Genomic DNA, 18,400 nt, shown 5'->3' with positions numbered 1-18,400 from the left:
CCCTCCGCCGTCCGGTCGTAGCGTTGCCGCGGGTCATCGACTTCGAAGGGGGCAGGGGATCCTTTCCGTTCTCACCCATGGCGACCGCCCGCCGGTGGACGCCTCCCAGCTACCGGTCCACCGCCCCGGCTCGGCCGCCGGCGGTGGCGGCCGTGTCGTGCGCGCCGACCGCTTCCCGGGAGCGGCGGACCGCACATCGGGCGGTTCCCGCCGCGGCGGGGCTCCGGCCGTACCGCACGGCTCATGCGAGGACCTGCGGTCATGGCTCGGCAGACCGCCGCCACCCGCCGCCGCGCCGAAGCCCGGCCACCGCGCCGCCCCCAGGCGGCCGGCGACACCTCCACCGCCCGCGGGCGAGAGGGGCCGGGCGTCTTCCACGCCACGCCGAAAACCTCGGCTCAAACGTGACGAAGTCGGCAACCTGAAGATCCCTGGACTGCTCCCGGTCCGCTTCCCGATTGAGCTTCCTCTACGACCAAACAGGTGAAGGAGAGTCGATGCAGTTCGCCGAACGCGAATCAGAAATCACCCTCCTCAATACCATGCTCGCGGAGAGTGAGCATGGCTGGGGAAGAATTGCGATGATAACCGGCCCTCCAGGGTTCGACAAGAGCCGGGTGCTGCACGCGTTCGCCGACTCGGCGGTGCGGTCGGGCGCCACTCATCTGAGCGCCATCTGCCTACGGAACGAGCAGAACATCTCACTCGGCGTCATCCACCAGGTTTCGCAGAGCCTGAGTGCCGCGCTGGGCGAGATGCCCCCCGCATTGAAGTTGCTGCAGGAGGCCGTATTCAACGCGGGACCGCGCGGGATCCGGCCGGAAGACCTCAATTGGATCGGCGTCACGCACGGCCTGTGGGAGAGCATCACCAATCACGCACGGCACGGGGCGGTATTGATAACGATCGAGGACGTGCAATACGCGGATTCGGTGTCGCTGGATATTCTCCTGCATTTCATAAACCGGCTTCATGCCGCGAACGTCTTCATGGTTTTCACGGTGAACGAAGGGCCGGACGGGGTGCCGCTCAGAATCCAGAGCGACCTCATGCACCATCCGCAGTGCCGCCGCATCAAAGTGGCGCCGTACTCGTCGGGCACCATTTCCCGGATCGCGCAGGTCCGCCTCGGGATCGAGCCTGACGACCTGCTGGCGGAGGCGATCCACCAGGTCAGCGGCGGAAACGCCCTCCTGGTGCGCTCGCTGATCGAGGACCGGCACAACGCGGGCGACGACCAGGCCGGACTGGTCGTCGACGACGGCTTCTCCGGATCCGTCCGTACGCTGCTGAACCGCATCGGCAGCACACCCCTACGGGTCCTGCGCGCCGCCGCCGTGCTGGACGCGTCCGCCTCTCCCCCGCTGCTGGCCGAGATGCTGCACATCAAGCAGCCGGCCGTGGTCCGCACCCTGGAATGGCTGGCGGAGATCGGCCTGCTGGGCATGGACGGCTTCCGCCACCCCGCCGCCAGGGAGGCCGTCCTCGACTCCATGGAGCCGGACGTCCTCAAGGAGCTTTACGCACGCGCCGCCCAGTTGCTGCACGCGACCGGCGTACAGCCCACCGTGATCGCCGACCACCTCGTCGCCGCCAGCACCAAGCACGAGCCCTGGGCCCTGGACGTCCTGCGGGAAGCCGCCGACCAGGCGCTGGCCACCGACGAGTACGAGCTCGCCGTGCGGTATCTCCGTTACGCGGCGGACCTGTGCTCCGGGACCGACGAACGGGTCCAGGTCACCCTGGCGCTGGCCAAGGCCACCTGGCGGATCAACCCCTCCACCGCCACCGTGTACCTCCCCATGCTCGTGCAGGCCGCGCGGGACGGCCTGCTGCCCGCCAAGGACGTGCACTGGCTGCTCACGTGCATGCTCTGGCACGGCCAGTACGACGAGGCCAAGGAGCTGTTCGCGCTGCTGGAGCAGGCGGAGCAGGGCGAGGGCCAGGAGGCGGGGGGAGCCCACGCCTGGCGCCTCGCGGCCGACCACTGGCTGGCCAGCACGCACCCCCCGGTCCTGCACCGGTTGCGGGGAACGCACAAACCCTCGCCCTTACGCGAGGGCAGCGAACGGCATCCGGCCCATTCGTACGCGCGGACGATCTCCGCACTCGCCGCCAACCTGCGCGACGGCGAGACCGAGGCGGCCCTGAGGACGGCGGAGAAGGTCCTGCACTCGGTCCAGCTCGAGGGCTGCAACATCGAGCTGGTCGAAGCGGCCCTGTTCTGCTTCGTCTATTCGGACCGCACCGACGAGGCGGCCTCCCTCGCCGAGAACCTGTACGCGGTGGCGCAGCGGCGCTCCTCGCCCACATGGCTGAGCGTGCTCGCCGCCTTCCGCGCGCACATCGCCGAGCACAAGGGCGAGATGATGGAGGCCGTCGAGTGGGGAGAGCTTTCCCTGCGCACCCTGCCTCCCAGGAGCCTCGGCGTGCTCGCGGCGCTGCCGCTGGCCAGCCTCATCGAGGCGCACACCGAGATGGGCCAGTATCAGAAGGCCGAGGAGTATCTCCGCCATCCCCTGCCTGAAACCGTTTACCAGACCAGGTACGGGCTGCACTACCTCTTCGCGCGGGGCCACTACAGAACGTCGGTCGGCCAGGCGCACGCGGGCCTCAGCGACTTCCTGAAGTGCGGCACGCTGATGCGGTCCTGGGAGGTCGACACGCCGCTGCTCGTCCCGTGGCGCCTCGGGGCTGCCGGGGTCTCGGTCGTGCTGAAGAACAACGCCCGCGCCCGCAAGTTCCTTGAGCTGCACCACGCCACGCCGCACGGCCACAGTCCCCGGATCCGGGGGTTCGCGCTGATGGTGCTGGCCTCAGCGGAGGAGGTCGGGCGCAGGCCCCCGCTGCTGCGCAAGGCCGTCGACATGCTCCAGGACTCCGGCCACAAGATGGAGCTGGCGCACGCGCTGGCACGCCTCAGCCACTCCCTGGCCGCCCTGGGCGAGACGGACAAGGCCCGGCTCATCGGCCAGCAGGCCGACCGGGTCGGCCAGCGCTGCCACGCCGAGCCCCTGCGCAGGTCGGTGGCGAACGCCTTCGACAGCGAATTCGGCGTGATGGCCGCCGGCAACGATCAGAACGCCCTGAGCCCCGCCGAATATCGGGTCGCCTCGATGGCGGCGCTCGGCTACACGAACCGGGAGATCGCGACGAGAGCGCATATCACCATCAGCACGGTTGAGCAGCACCTCACCCGCATATATCGAAAACTCGGCGTGAACGGCCGGAACGACCTTCCGCGGCTCTTCTCGTCGAAAGAGCTCGGCTCGTCGAACGGAAACGTGCTCGTCGCGGAGAATTCCCGGCACCTTCCCGGCTCGGCGTCCGTGCCCGGGTGACGGCCTTATGAGTCATGCGGGATCCGCCGCTCGGGCACGCCCCGTTTGCGGACGACCACGATGGCCCAGCCGACCTCCCCCCGGTCGATAGCGGTCTGCACTTCTTCGCACGACGAGGAGAAGGCGAGCATTTTGTCCCGGGCCTCGGCGTCGGCCATCTGTCCGGCCCGCGCCCGGGCCGCCTCCGCGTTTCCCTCGAACGTCCGCCTGAGGAAGCCGGTCACATTGACCACCGAACTGATTTCGAAGCCGGCCTCCTCCAGTGCGGAGTGGTATTCGAGAAGCGTGTAGCCGTCGTTCCACCCGAACTTGTCGTAGACCTCGGTCCGGGTGCGCTCGCTTATCCTCGTCCGCGGCCGGTAGAAATCACTGAAAGCGAAGATGCCGCCGCTGCGCAGCACGCGGCGGATCTCCGCATAACTGCGCGGCAGGTCCGGCGCCTTGTGCAGCGCACCGTGGCTGACGACGTGGGTGAAACTGCCGGGCTCGTAGGGAAGCCGCAGCACCGACGCCCGCCGGAAGCCGACGTCCAGCCGCTGCCGCTGGTTCGTGCACAGATCCTGGGCGAACCTGACGTACTCCTCGCTCTCGAAGATCCCCTCACCCCGGCACCCGAACCACTGGGCCAGGTAGACCAGCAGGCATTCGCAGTCGTCGCCCACCTCGAGCACCGTGCTCGACCCGTCGATCCCCGCCTCGGCGGCGAGAAACGCGGCGGTCTGCTCGACGGTCGTCCGGTAGTCGTCCCGGCCATTCTCCCGGAATTCGTCGGCCGGATAGTCGGCTGCATGTACCGCGCCATAGCCCTTGAAATTCAAAAAGGTATGACTGCTCTGGTCGTACATGTCTCCGACTTCCCTCCGACAATAAGGGTGGCCCGCGGCCGTGGCACCGCACCGGTGCCCGCTTACGCGAACGCACCGAGGATCAATCGCGTTCGTCTCGCGAAGACTCTTGTCTATACTTCGAAGAGTGCCCGGATTCTCTCATGTACTCAATGGGGCTATCCCCCCTTTTCTGGTTCGGTCTTCCGTACGCCGGCCCCACCGATTTACGCCGGCGGCCCGGATGCGTCACGAAGGATTTTGCGCCTCACGCAGCTTGAAGAACGCGAGAATCCCCATTACTAGCATGATGACCGCGCCGGCGAAAGCGGCGATCTGCATTCCGTCTACATAGGCGTCGCGGGCCACGGAGGCCAGCGCCGCGCCCACCGCCTGAGGGAGCTCACCGGCGACCGACAGCGCGCCGCCGAGGGTCTCGTGCGCCACCGCGGCGTCCTCGGGCGGGACGCCGGCCGGCAACTGCGCCGCGAGGGTGCTGCGATAGACGGCCACCCCGATGCTGCCGAGGATGGCGGCCCCGAGCGCCTGCCCGAACTCGGTGGAGGACTCGAACAGCCCCGAGGCGGAGCCCGCCTTCTCGGGCGGCGCCGTGGCGACCACCATGGTCGAGGCCAGCGCCTGCACCGATCCGATGCCCCAGCCCAGCAGGAACAGCCCGCCGAACAGCAGCGGCAGGTTGACGTCCGTGCTCAGCTGGGAGATCAGCAGGAAGCCGATCGACCCGAAGACCATGCCGGAGCCCATGATGGTGCCGGGCCGGATCCACCGGGTGAGCGCCGCCCCGAGCACCGATCCGGCCGCCGAGCTGACGGCCGTCGGCACGGTCATCAGTCCGGCCACGATCGGCCGCATCCCGAGCACCGACATCAGGTATTGCGTGATGAAATAGAACGTCCCGACGAGGGCGAACACCGCGAGAGTGGCGGTGATCAGGGACACGGTGAACGCGTGCCGGCGAAAGAGCGCCAGGTCCAGCATGGGGTCGGGCAGCTTCCGCTGCCTCTGCAGGAACAGGGTCAGGAACAGCAGCCCGATCACGGCGCTGATCCACATCGTCAGGGAGAAGTTCTGCTCGGCGACCATCTTCACCGCGTAGACGATCGGCAGGGCGGCGAGCAGGACGAGCACCGCGCTGAGGATGTCGAACTTCCCCGGATTGGGATCACGGTATTCCGGCAGGAGCGGGCCGAGCGCCAGTAACAAGATCATGATCGGCACGCTGATCAGGAAGACCGCTCCCCACCAGAAGCTCTCCAGCAGCCACCCGCCGACGATCGGCCCGGCCACGCTGCCGAGGGTGAAGATCGCGGCCCAGATGGCGATGGCCATGTGGAGCTGGCGGCCGTCGGTGAACATCACCCGGATGAGGGCCAGGGTCGGCGGCATCAGCGTCGCCGCCGCGGCCCCCTGCAGGCCGCGCGCCGCAATGAGCAGCTCGGCACTGGGCGCGTACGCCGCGATGGCCGACGTGATGCCGAACACCACCGCGCCCACCAGGAGCAGCCGCCGGCGGCCGATCCGGTCACCCAGATTGCCCATCGGAATGAGAAGCCCGGCCAACAGGAAGGCATAGATGTCCACGATCCACAGCTGCTGTGTGCCGCTCGGTTCCAGCTCGGCGGTCAGTGACGGGAGCGCGAAGAACAGCACCGTCACCGTGATGGAGATGAGCAGTACAGGCAGCATGAGGATCGCCAGGCCGGTCCACTCCTTCCACCCCGCTTTGGCGCCGCTTTCGGCGATATCCATTCACACCCCTCTCATACTGTGTACGTAACATTTACAGTACACCATATGTCAGCTTGCCGAAGGGTCTCGTCAAGCAAATATTGACTCCCTGTACAGGTTGGCACTGCATGTCCTCCCTGTTCACAGATATCTCCTGACTGACACCTCTTCTTGAAAAATATTTTCGTCACAGCCACCCCACTTTCTTTTCGTCACATCAGGCGCGTGATATAATTTCATCACAATGGAAGATCGTGATGAAATTAGACGGCCATGCTGACGTGTGTACAGTGCGGAAAAGAGCTCACGGTGCCTCCCCGCGGGCGCAAGCCCCGCTACTGCTCGCGCTCGTGCCAGGCCCGCGCCTACCGGGCCCGCCTCGACGCGCGGACCGGCCAGGGAGCGTCGCGGGCGAAGGAGGAGCAGCCTTCACCTCCCCGCCCGGCACGGCCCGCCACCGGCCGTGTCGATTCTCAGCGGACCGACGCCGGCCTCTCCCGGGAGCGGATCGTGTGGACCGCCATCCGGATCGCCAATGCCGAGGGCCTGGAGAGCATGTCCATGCGGCACGTCGCGAACGTGCTCGGCGTCAAGGTGATGTCGCTGTACAACTACATCGACGGGAAGGACGCGCTGATCGACCTCATGGTCGAGGCCGTGTTCAGCGAAGGCGGGGACACCGGACCCCATACCCCCCGAGGCTGGCGGGCCGAACTGGAGGCCGCGGCCCGGTGGGAGTGGGCGCTGTACTCGACGTACCCGTGGGTCCTCGAGGTCATCGCGACGGTCAAGCCGCCGCTCGTCCCCAGCCTCCTCGCCCGCTTCGAACGCGGCCTGGGCGCGTTCGACGGCCTCGGCCTGGACCCCGTCATGACCCATCGGATCTACCTGGGCGTGAGCGGCATCGCACAGGGGCTCGCCCTGCTGCGCGTGAGCGAGATCGCGTCCGAACGGCGCGGCGGCGGGATCTCGCTCAGCCAGTGGCGATCCGTGAAAGTGCCCGCGATCCTCGAGGAACTGGGCGCCGACCGCTATCCACGGCAGGCCGCGCTGCGGAACAGCCCGGAGGTCCTCACGGACCTGGAGGAGATCTTCGAGTTCAGCCTCCAGCGGCTGCTGGACGGCATCGCCCGGTTCCTGGAGGGGGAGTCGCCCGCTCCCCCTCACCGGTGGCCCCGCTCTGGTCAGCCCTCGGCCGAGGATCACTGACGGCGCCCTCCGCGCCCCGATCGGGCTGGTCCTCGGCATCTGCGTGGTTCGCCGCTCACGCGCCGTTCGAACGCCCGTCGGACGGCTTCAGCCATTCCTCGACGGCCTGCGCGATGGACCCCGCCTCGCCCTCCAGCATCGTGAGGTGGTCGCCGCGGACCTCGCACAGGTCGTGCTTCAGATGCCAGGACGCCCGCCAGTTGCCTTCCCTGGACCGCTCGCCGTCGGGGCCGGAGGGCAGCGGGGAGTCCGGTCTGAGGAAGAGCACGGGGGTTTCGATGTCCTCCACCACCGTCTCCCTGAAGAGCCGGTAGTAGCGCCCCATGGCCGTCATCCTCGTGTCGCTGAAGGGCCCGTACACCTCCGCCCGGTCGAACATCCCCTCCAGCATCTGGCCGCCGAGCTCGTCGATGACGTCGCTGTCCGGCAGGAACGTGTCCAGCAGGACGAGGCCCTCCGGGCGCACCCCGTTCCGCTCCAGGTACGAGACGGCCGCGTGCGCGAAGTTGCCGCCGCCGCAGTAGCCCATCACCACGAACGGATCGTCGCCGGCCGCCTTCCGGATGGATTCCGCCCACATGCGCACCACGACGTCCACGTTCTCCGGAAGGCTGTCGTCCGGGGCGTATCCGGGCACCTGGAGCGCGTACAGGTCGCGTACGCCCTGGAAGTGCACGGCCAGCCGGGCGAACTGGGCCGCGCCGCCCAGCGCCATCGGCGTGCTGAAGCAGAACAGCTTCGGCCGCCCCGGCCCCGAGGCCAGGGCCAGCGGCGGGTACGCGCGGTCCAGCTCGTCCAGCGTCCGGAACACCGGCCGCAGCCGCGCCGCGGCCTCCAGCATGTCCAGCCCCTCCTGCAGCTTCCCGGCGGGGGCCGCGGCGCGCACCAGCGAGCTGAGCGATCCGCCCCCGTCCGGCTCCGCCGCTCCGGACTCCCAGCCGCCGCCGTTGTCGATCGCGATCTCCTCCGCGATGTGCCGGGCCAGCGCCGCGGCGGTGCCGTAGTCGAAGACCGCCGTCGCCGGCATCCGCACGCCGGTCGCCTTGTTCAGTACGTTGCGCAGCTCCATCGCGGTCAGCGAGTCGAAGCCCGCTTCGAGGAAGTTCTGCTCCGCCCGGATCGCCTCCGGCTCGCTGTACCCGATCACCTTCGCCGCACACTCGCGCACCACCAGGGTCAGCTCCTCGACCTGCTCGGCCGGCGACAGCCCGGCCAGCCGCCGCTGCACCGCCGACCCGTCGGCCGCGGCCTGCCCGGCGTGGGCGGTGCGGCGGGCGGGGGCACGGACGAGCCCGCGCAGGATGGCGGGGATGCCGTCGTGGCGGTTGCCGAGGGTCTGGGTGTTGATGGGGATGGGGAGCAGGTGGGGTTGGGGTGTGGTCAGGGCGGTGTCGAGGAGTTGGTTGCCTTGGGTGGTGGTGATGCGGTGGTAGCCGGCTTGTTCGATGCGACTGATGTCGGTGGTGGTGAGGTGGGCGCTCATGCCGCTGGGTTGGTGCCAGAGTCCCCAGGCGAGAGATTGAGCAGGCAGGCCCGTGGTGTGGCGGTGGATCGCCAGCGCATCCAGGAAGGCGTTGGCCGCCGAGTAGTTGCCCTGCCCGGCACTGTCCAGCGTGCCGGCTGAGGAGGAGTAGAGGACGAACGCCGCCAGGTCCAGGTGCTGGGTGGCCTGGTGCAGATGCCAGGCGGCGTCCGCCTTCGGCCGCAGCACCCGGTCGATCTTGTCCGAGGTGAGCGAGGTGACCACGCCGTCGTCCAGCACGCCAGCGGTATGGAAGACCGCCGTGAGCGGGTATTCGGTGGGGACGCGGTCAAGCAGGGCGGCCACCTGCTCGGGGTCGGACAGATCGCACGCGGCGATGTCGACTGTCGCGCCGGCCGCTTCCAGATCGGCCTGGAGCTGGTCGGCGTCGGGGGCCTGGTCTCCTCGGCGGGAGGCCAGCAGCAGACGCCGGGCCTGGCGCTCGCCGGCCAGGTGGCGGGCCAGGACGGCTCCCAGACCGCCGGTACCGCCGGTGATCAGCACCGTGCCGTCGGAGTCCAGATCGCGGGGCATGGTGAGGACGATCTTGCCGGTGTGGCGGGCCTGGGCCATGTGCCGGAAGGCTTGGCGGGCCTGCTGGACCGGCCAGCACCGCACCGGCAGACCTGCCAACTCCCGACCGGCGAACAGGTCCAGCAGCTCACCCAGCATCTGGCCGATCCGCTCGTGCCCGGCGTCCATCAGGTCGAAGCTGCGGTAACGGACATGGGGGTGGGTGCCCGCCACGTCGGCCGGGTCGCGGCGGTCGGTCTTGCCCATCTCGATGAACCGCCCGCCGGGGCCCAGCAGGTCGAGGGAGGCGTCCGTGAACGGCCCGGCCAGCGAGTTCAGCACCACGTCCATCCCTTCGCCACCGGTGACGGAGGCGAAGGCGTCGGCGAAGTCGAGATCGCGACTGGAGGCGATGTGGCCCTCAGGCACGCCCAGGGCTCTCAGCATGTGCTGCTTGCCGGGTGAGGCGGTGGCGAAGACCTCCGCCCCCAGGTGCCGGGCGATCTGGATGGCGGCCATGCCCACGCCGCCGGCGCCGGAGTGGATCAGCACGCGCTCGCCGCGGGAGAGCCCGGCCAGGTCGACGAGCCCGTACCAGGCGGTCGCGAACGCTCCGGGAACCGAGGCCGCGCGGGCGAAACCCCACCCCTGCGGCATCCTCGCCGTCATCCGGCGATCAGCCACCACCCGCGGGCCGAACGTCCCCTCGCCCAGGCCCATCACCCGGTCGCCGACCCGCAGCCCGTCCACCCCAGGTCCGATCTCGGAGACGATCCCGGCGAACTCGCCGCCGATGAGCCCGCCCTGCTCGGGCACCATGCCCAGGGTCACGACCACATCGCGGAAGTTCAGGCCGGCCGCCCGGACCTCCACTCGAACTTCACCGGCGGCCAGCTCCTGATCGGCCTCCGGGGCCGGGATCAGGTTCAGCCCGTCGATGGAGCCCTTGACGGGGCTGTCCAGCCGCCAGGCCTGCGGCCCCTCGGGCGTCGCCAGATCGCCGGAGGTGTCCGCCCGAGCCAGACGGGGCACCAGCACCCGACCGGCCCGCACCGCCAGCTGCGGCTCGTCCTCCACGCCCAGCAACGAAGCCAGCGCGGTGAGCGAATCGGCCGCGCGATCGACGTCCACCAGGAGGATGCGGCCCGGGTTCTCCGCCTGAGCCGACCGCACCAGGCCCGACACCGCCGCCTCGACCAGGGCACCACCGGTAGCGCTGCCGGCCTCGGTACCGGTCGTGACCGCACCCGTGGTCACCAGCACCAGCCGGGTCTCGGCCAGCCGCTCATCAGCCAGCCAGTCGCGCAGCACGCCCACGGCCCGGTCCAGCTCCGACCGCAGGCCCTCCAGCGGCTCCTGGTCAGCGGCCTGCGGAACGGGAATGACCAGGGTCGTGATCCCGTCGTCGCTCGCTGCCGCGTGGAGATCGGCGTATGAGCGCACCTCCAGGTCGCTGCGGCGCAGGGCTTCGGTCACTCTGCCGTCCGTCTCTATGACGGCTGTCGCCCCTCGGGCATGCGGCGGGTTCCAGCTGGGCGGTATCACCCACTGCAGGTGGTGGAGCGCATCGTGTCCTGGCTGGGTACGCGATGACAGTCCGCCTGCCGGCAGCGGGCGCGTGATCAAGCTCGTGACAACCGCGACCGGGGCTCCGGTGGCATCGGCGATCCGGATGCTCGAAGCGCCGCCCTCGGCCGGAAGGACGTGGACGCGCACCCGCTGGGCGCCGGAAGCCATGAGCTCCACCCCGTTCCAGGCGAACGGGAGCACGACGCCCTCACCCTGTTCGATGAGGCCGGTGGCGTGCAGCGCGGCGTCCAGCAGCGCCGGGTGGATGCCGTACTGGTCGGCTTCCGCAGCCTCCCGCTCGTCGAGCTCCACCTCGGCGAACACCTCGTCGTCGCGGATCCAGGCCCGCTTGAGTCCCTGGAAGGCCGGGCCGTACCCGTATCCGGAGCCGGCCAGCGCCTCGTAGTGGCCGGACACGTCCACCGGCTGCGCCCCCGCCGGCGGCCACTGCCCATCGGCAGGGTCCGCGGTGCCGGTCGTCTCGGTGAGGGTTCCGGCAGCATGACGCGTCCAAGGGCGCCGGCCGGTGCGGGCGTGTATCGTCACCTCGCGGCGGCCGTCCTCGCCGGCGGCGGACACCGCCACCTGGAGCTGGACCGCCTCCTCGCCCTCGATGACCAGCGGCGCCTCAAGTGTCAGCTCCTCCACCACCGGGCAGCCGACCTCGTCACCCGCCCGCACGGCCAGCTCCACGAACCCGGTGCCGGGGAACAGCACCGTCTCTCCCACTCCGTGATCGGCCAGCCAGGGGTGCGTCGCGGTCGAGATCCGGCCGGTCAGGACCAGCCCGGCCTGGTCGGGCAGTTCCACCGCCGCCGCGAGCAGCGGGTGGTCCACCCGGGCCTGGCCCAGCCCGCCCGCGTCCGACACGCCGGTCGTGGCGGGCTCCAGCCAGTAGCGCCGGTGCTGGAACGCGTACGTGGGCAGCTCGGCGCCTGCGCCGGTCGCGGTGAGGAGCCGTTCCCAGTCCACCCCGACACCGGCGGTGAACGCCTCGGCCACCGAGCGGAGGAACCGGTCGGGGCCGCCCTCGCCGCGCCGCAGCGATCCCACCGCCACCCCCGGCGAGGCGGCCGCGTCCAGGATGTCCTGCACCGCCATCGTCAGCACCGGATGCGGGCTCGCCTCCACGAACGCCGAGCGGCCGTCGGCCAGCAGCGCACGCACCGCTCCCTGGAAGTCCACCGGCCGGCGCGCATTGGCGAACCAGTACTCCGCCCCCAGCTCCGAGCCCGGCAGCACCCCACCGGTCACCGTCGAATAGAACGGCACCCGGCCCGCCTCGGGCGTGATCGGGCCCAGCATGTCCAGCAGCTGCTCCCGCAGGGGTTCCACCATCGCCGAATGCGAGGCCACCGTGGTCGCGATCACCCGCGCCCGCGCCCCCTCGCCACGCAGCCGCTCGACAAGCTCCTCCAGCGGCTGAACCGGCCCGGCCACCGCACAGGAAGCAGGCCCGTTGTCCGCGCTCACCTCCAGCCCCCCGCCCAGCGAGGCGAGACGTTCGCGGACCACGTCCGCGGGCAGTCCCACGGCGGCGATCGCGCCGCGCCCCCACAGCTCGGCGGCGAACAGCCGGCTGCGCAGCACGACCACCCGCACCGCGTCGGCCAGCGACAACACCCCCGCCACGCAGGCCGCCGCCACCTCACCTTGTGAGTGGCCCACGACCGCGGTCGGGCGGACGCCGACGGACTCCCACAGTCCGGCCAGCGCGATTCCGACCGCGAAGGCGACCGGCTGCAGTTTCTCGATCGAGTCCAGCCCGGCCCCATCAGCGTCGGCGAGCACCTGGGCCGGGTCCCAGTCCACCCACCGCCGGATCTCGGTGAAGCACTCTTCCAGCCGGGCGGCGAACACCGGCGAGGACTGCGCCAGCTCCACGCCCATCCCGGCCCACTGCGCCCCCTGGCCGGGGAACACCAGCACCGCATCCCGCCGGCCCGACGCCGGACCTGACACCGAACCGGCCACCACCCCGGCACCGGGCTCCCCGGCCGCCAGCGACTGCAGCCCGCTCAGCAACTCCTCCCGACCGGCGCCCATGACGACGGCGCGGTCCTCGAACACCGGCCGCGTGCGCACCAGCGACAGCCCGACCTCCCCGATCGGCAACTCCGGCCGCGCCACCACATACTCGGCCAACCGGGACGCCTGGGCCCGCAACGCCTCCTCACCACGCCCCGACACCACCCACGGCACCACCCCGGAAACCACCGGAGCGCTCCCGGGCACATCCTCCTGCGGCTCCGGCTCGGGGGCCTGCTCCACGATCACGTGCGAGTTCGTCCCACTCACGCCGAACGACGACACACCGGCCCGCCGCGGCCTGCCGTCCGGCTCCGGCCAGTCCCGCGCCTGCTCCAGCAGCCGGACCTGGCCCTGCTCCCAATCGACATGGGTCGTGGGGGTGGACACGTGCAGGGTCTGCGGCAGCAGACCGTGCCGCATCGCCAGCACCATCTTGATCACACCGGCCACTCCCGCGGCGGCCTGCGTGTGCCCGATGTTCGACTTCACCGACCCCAGCCACAGCGGCTCCGCCGACTCCCGATCCCGCCCATACGTCGCCAGCAGCGCCTGGGCCTCGATCGGATCCCCCAGCGCGGTCCCGGTCCCATGAGCCTCGACCGCGTCCACCTCAGCACCCGACAACCCCGCGTTCGCCAGCGCCTGGCGGATCACCCGCTCCTGCGAAGGACCGTTCGGAGCCGTCAGACCATTACTGGCCCCGTCCTGATTGACCGCCGACCCACGGATCACCCCCAGCACCCGATGACCGGCGGCCACCGCGTCCGACAACCGCTCCAGCACCAGCACACCCACGCCCTCGGACAGGACGGTGCCGTCGGCCTCGTCGGAGAACGCCTTGCACCGGTCGTCCCGCGCCAGGCCGCGCTGGTGGCTGAAGTCAACGAGGAGTTCCGGCGTGGCCATGATCGTCACGCCGCCCGCGAGCGCGAGCGTGCTCTCTCCGGCGCGCAGCGACTGGCAGGCCATGTGGATGGCGACGAGCGAGGAGGAGCAGGCGGTGTCCACCGTCACCGCGGGCCCCTCCAGGCCCAGCGTGTACGCCACCCGGCCGGAGATGACAGAGCTGGAGTTGCCCGTTCCCAGGTAACCTTCGCTGCCCTCGGGCAGGGGCCCCCGGCCCACCTCGTAGTCGTTGGCGAAGGCGCCGATGAAGACGCCCGCGGAGGTGCCGCGCAGCGAAGCCGGATGGAGGCCCGCCCGCTCCAGTGCCTCCCACGAGACCTCCAGCACCAGCCGCTGCTGCGGGTCCATCGCGACGGCCTCGCGCGGGCTGATCCCGAAGAAGGCGGGGTCGAACTCGTCCGCCCCTTCGACGAATCCGCCCGATCGCGCGTAAGTCGTCCCGCTGCTGTCCGGGTCGGGGTCGTACAGCGCTTCCAGGTCCCAGCCCCGGTCCTTGGGGAACGGGACGATCCCCTGCTCGCGCTCCAGCAGCAGCTTCCACATGTCCTCCGGCGAGTTCACCCCGCCGGGGTAGCGGCAGCTCATCGCCACGATCGCGATCGGCTCGCGCTCCTTCTCCTCGACCTCACGCAAACGTCGGTTGGCCTGCTGGAGATCCTCGGTCACTCGCCGCAGGTACGCGAGGAGCTTCTCTTCGTCAGCCATGCCGTCCCGCCTTCCCTAAGGGGTTTCTTGCGTTCGCTGTCAGACAACCGGTTGGGGGACCTACAGGCCCTGGTCGATCAGCGAGAAGAGCTCGTCGGCGCTCGCCGTGCGCACCTTGCTCTCCTCGTCCGTACCGGATCGGTCTCCGCGCCACTCGTCCATGAGCTTCTGAAGGCGAACGGTGATCTCGGACCGAGCCTCCACATCGATGGCGATCTTGCTCAGCAGCCGGCCCAGGTCGTCCAGGCTCTGCAGCACCTGCGATTCGACCGGTTCCTTCTTCGGCAGGAGTTGGCTCCCCATGTAATCGGCGATGGCGACCGCGTTGGGGTAGTCGAAGATCAGCGTCGCCGGCAGCCGGAGCCCGGTGGCCCGGCCGAGCCGGTTGCGCAGCTCCACCGAGGTCAGGGAGTCGAATCCGAGTTCGCTGAAGCTCCTGTCCGGGTCCACGTGCTCCTCGGAGGCGTGTCCCAGCACACCGGCGGCCTCCGTACGTACCAGCGAGACCAGCATGCGCTCCTGCTCGGCCGGGGCCAGCCCGGCCAGGCGCTGCTGCAGCGCCGACTCGCCGTCCGAGGCTGGTGCCGCGCTCTGGGCGGTACGGCGTGCGGGGGTGCGCGCCAGGCCGCGCAGGACGGCGGGGATGCCGTCCTCGCGTGCGCCGAGAGCACGGGCGTCCATGGGCAGCGGTACGAGGAAGGGCTCCGGCATGGTCAGGGCGGCGTCCAGCAGTTGCATGCCTTCGGCGGCACCCATCGCGGTGAACCCCGAACGGGACAGCCGCTCCAGGTCGATGTCGCCCAGCCGGCGCGTCATGCCACCCGTTTCCGGCGCCCAGACGCCCCAGGCGAGGGACTGCGCGGGCAGGCCGGTGGTGTGGCGGTGGATGGCGAGCGCGTCGAGGAAGGCGTTGGCGGCCGAGTAGTTGCCCTGCCCGGCACTGTCCAGGGTGGCTGCCGAGGAGGAGTAGAGGACGAACGCGGCCAGGTCGAGGTGCTGGGTGGCCTGGTGCAGGTGCCAGGCGGCGTCCGCCTTCGGCCGCAGCACCCGGTCGATCTTGTCCGGCGTGAGCGAGGTGACCACGCCGTCATCCACCACCCCGGCGGCGTGGAAGACCGCCGTAAGGGGGTGCTCGGTGTGGACGCGGCCGAGGAGCGCGGTGACCTGCGTGGGGTCGGACAGATCGCACGCGGCGATCTCGACCGTCGCGCCCGCCGCCTCCAGGTCGGCCCGGAGCTGGTCGGCATCAGGGGCCTGGTCTCCTCGGCGGGAGGCCAGCAGCAGATGCCCGACCTGGCGCTCGCCGGCCAGGTGGCGGGCCAGGATGGCTCCCAGACCGCCGGTACCGCCGGTGATCAGCACCGTGCCGTCGGAGTCCAGATCGCGGGGCATGGTGAGGACGATCTTGCCGGTGTGGCGGGCCTGGGCCATGTGCCGGAAGGCTTGGCGGGCCTGCTGGACCGGCCAGCACCGCACCGGCAGACCTGCCAACTCCCGACCGGCGAACAGGTCCAGCAGCTCACCCAGCATCTGCCCGATCCGCTCGTGCCCGGCGTCCATCAGGTCGAAGCTGCGGTACCGGATCCCGTTGTTCGAGACGTCCGCCGGATCGCGCAGGTCGGTCTTGCCCATCTCGATGAAGCGGCCGCCGGGGGCCAGCAGGTCGAGGGAGGCGTCGGTGAACGGCCCGGCCAGCGAGTTCAGCACCACGTCCACCCCTTCGCCACCGGTGACCGTGGCGAAGGCGTCGGCGAAGTCGAGGTCGCGGGACGAGGCGATGTGGTCGTCGGCCACGCCCAGCGCGCGCAGCAGGTGCTGCTTGCCGGGTGAGGCGGTGGCGAAGACCTCCGCGCCCAGATGCCGGGCGATCTGGATGGCCGCCATGCCGACCCCGCCCGCGCCGGAGTGGATCAGCACGCGCTCGCCACGGGAGAGCCCGGCCAGGTCGACCAGCCCGTACCACGCGGTCGCGAACGCGCCCGGGACCGATGCCGCGCGGGCGAAACTCCACCCCTGCGGCATCCTCGCCATCATGCGGTGATCGGCCACCACTCGGGGACCGAACGTCCCCTCGCCCATGCCCATCACCCGGTCGCCGACCCGCAGCCCGTCCACCCCAGGTCCGACCCCGGCGATGACACCGGCGAACTCGACGCCCATCGCCCCGGCCTCACCCGGGTACATGCCCAAGGAGTTGAGCACGTCCCGGAAGTTCAGGCCGGCCGCCCGGACGTCCACTCGCACCTCGCCGGCGGTCAGCTCCCGGCCGACTTCCGGCGCCGGGATCAGGGTCAGCCCGTCGATGGAGCCCTTGGCGGGGCTGTCCAGGCGCCAGCCGTCGGTCCCGTCGGGCGCCGGGAGATCGCCGGAGGTGTCCGCGCGGGTCAGGCGGGGCACCAGCACTCGACCGGCCCGTACCACCAGCTGCGGCTCGTCCTCCACGCTCAGCAGGGAGGCCAGCGCGGTGAGCGAATCGGTCGCGTCGTCGACGTCCACCAGGAGGATCCGGCCGGGGCTCTCGGCCTGAGCCGAGCGCACCAGGCCCGACACCGCCGCCTCGACCAGAGCGCCACCATCAGCGGTGCCGGCCTCCGTACCGGTCGTCACCGCGCCGCTGGTGACCAGCACCAGCCGGGTCTCGGCCAGCCGCTCGTCAGCCAGCCACCCGCTCAGCACACCCACGACCCGGTCCAGCTCCGACCGCAGACCCTCCAGCGGCCCATCTCCGTCCCGGCGGAGCACACGCATCACCACGGCGGCAGGAACTGCCTGCCCGGACGCGACCGCATCACCCAGCGCCGCCGCGTCCACGTATTCCTCGGCACCACCACCGGCGGACTCGACGGCAGCGGCCAGAGCAGGCCACCGCTCGCCCACCACCGCCACGTCGCCCACCGGCGCGCCCGCGAGCTCGCTCGCGAGCGGCACCCAGTCCATGCGCAGCAGCGACGGCGAGGACGCGGTCGCGGTCAGCTTCTGGTCCGCCAGCTCCCGCAGGATCAGCGAACCGATGGAGGCCACGGCCTGTCCCGCGGAGTCTCCCGTCTCCAGGGTCACCGCGCCGTCGTCGGCGCGGCGCAGGCGTACGCGCAGGTGACTGGCGGCGGAGGCGTGCAGGCGCACATCCGTCCAGGCGAAAGGCAGAGTGATCTTCGAGTCGTCAGAGAGTCGCTCGGCCACGCCGATGGCGTGCAGTGCCGCGTCCAGCAGGGCCGGGTGGATACCGTAACGGCCGGCCTCGGTGGCCTCCCGCTCGCCGAGTTCCACCTCGGCGAACACCTCTCCGTCGCGCTCCCAGGCTCGCTTGAGTCCCTGGAACGCCGGTCCGTATCCGTACCCGGCGGCGGACAGCGTCTCGTAGTGGCTCGACACGTCCACCGCCTGCGCTCCTGCCGGCGGCCACTGGCTCCAGTCGAAGCCCGCCTTGTCGCCGCTGTCCGCCGCGGCCACGATCCCGGCGGCATGACGTGTCCACGGCCGCGTACCGCTGCGGGCGTAGACCGTCACCTCGCGCCGGCCGTCCTCGTCGGCGGCGGCCACGGACACCTGGATCAGGACCGGCTCGTCCCGTTCGATCACCAGCGGCGTCTCGATCGTCAGCTCTTCGACTACCGAGCAGCCGGCCTCGTCGGCCCCGCGCACCACCAGCTCCACGAACCCGGTGCCGGGGAACACGACCTTCTCCCCCACCGCGTGGTCGGCCAGCCACGGATGCGCGGCGACCGAGATCCGCCCCGTCAGGACCACTCCGCCCTGATCGGGCAACTCCACCGCGGCTCCCAGCAGGGGGTGGTCCGCGGGGGCCTGGCCGAGCCCGTCGACGTTCGTGGCGGTCGCGGGTGCTTCGAGCCAGTAGTGGTGGTGTTGGAAGGGGTAGGTGGGCAGGTCGGTGGTGGTGGCGTGGGTGAAGAGGTTGTGCCAGTTGATGGTGGTGTCGTGGTTGTGGGTGTGGGTGGTGGCGATGGCGTGGAGGAGGGTGTGGGGTTCTGGGTGGTTTTTGCGGAGGGTGGGGGTGATGGTGGTGTGGGTGT

The 18,400-nt window shown here is 70.5% G+C and carries 7 protein-coding genes and 1 pseudogene; 4 read left to right on the top strand and 4 right to left on the bottom strand.

Annotated features, from left to right (window positions below):
- The first annotated feature begins 261 nt into the window (after nt 1–261).
- From ACIBI9_RS00040 to ACIBI9_RS00030, 3 genes and pseudogenes are all read left to right on the top strand, one after another.
- On the top strand, nt 262–408 hold the full coding sequence (locus ACIBI9_RS00040) for a hypothetical protein (protein ID WP_397219679.1): 147 nt from the start codon (nt 262–264) through the stop codon (nt 406–408).
- Between the two features lie 89 nt (nt 409–497).
- Nucleotides 498–935 (top strand): annotated as a pseudogene (locus ACIBI9_RS00035) (AAA family ATPase); the annotation flags it as partial.
- A 66-nt stretch (nt 936–1,001) separates the two neighbouring features.
- Nucleotides 1,002–3,341 carry a LuxR C-terminal-related transcriptional regulator gene (locus ACIBI9_RS00030; protein ID WP_397220807.1) on the top strand — a complete coding sequence of 780 codons (2,340 nt, stop codon included), beginning with the start codon at nt 1,002–1,004 and terminating at the stop codon, nt 3,339–3,341.
- A gap of 5 nt (nt 3,342–3,346) precedes the next feature.
- Here ACIBI9_RS00030 and ACIBI9_RS00025 read toward each other — a convergent pair whose 3' ends face one another.
- Nucleotides 3,347–4,186 carry a class I SAM-dependent methyltransferase gene (locus tag ACIBI9_RS00025; protein ID WP_397219678.1) on the bottom strand — a complete coding sequence of 280 codons (840 nt, stop codon included), beginning with the start codon at nt 4,184–4,186 and terminating at the stop codon, nt 3,347–3,349.
- A 228-nt stretch (nt 4,187–4,414) separates the two neighbouring features.
- A complete protein-coding gene (locus ACIBI9_RS00020) occupies nt 4,415–5,935 on the bottom strand; it encodes an MFS transporter (protein WP_397219677.1) in 1,521 nt (506 codons plus the stop codon).
- 288 nt (nt 5,936–6,223) lie between these two features.
- On the opposite strand from ACIBI9_RS00020, the gene ACIBI9_RS00015 reads away from it, so the two are divergent.
- Nucleotides 6,224–7,123 carry a TetR/AcrR family transcriptional regulator gene (locus tag ACIBI9_RS00015; RefSeq protein WP_397219676.1) on the top strand — a complete coding sequence of 300 codons (900 nt, stop codon included), beginning with the start codon at nt 6,224–6,226 and terminating at the stop codon, nt 7,121–7,123.
- 55 nt (nt 7,124–7,178) lie between these two features.
- On the opposite strand, the gene ACIBI9_RS00010 is transcribed toward ACIBI9_RS00015, so the two are convergent.
- Complete coding sequence (locus ACIBI9_RS00010) at nt 7,179–14,369, bottom strand: SDR family NAD(P)-dependent oxidoreductase (protein WP_397219675.1); 7,191 nt, start codon at nt 14,367–14,369, stop codon at nt 7,179–7,181.
- 60 nt (nt 14,370–14,429) lie between these two features.
- A partial coding sequence (locus ACIBI9_RS00005) for an SDR family NAD(P)-dependent oxidoreductase (RefSeq protein ID WP_397219674.1) occupies nt 14,430–18,400 on the bottom strand: 3,971 nt, incomplete at its 5' end.

The sequence above is a fragment of the Nonomuraea sp. NPDC050451 genome, assembly GCF_044458585.1.
Note: the sequence above shows the minus strand (reverse complement) of the source record. Positions and strands in the feature narration are given on the sequence as shown.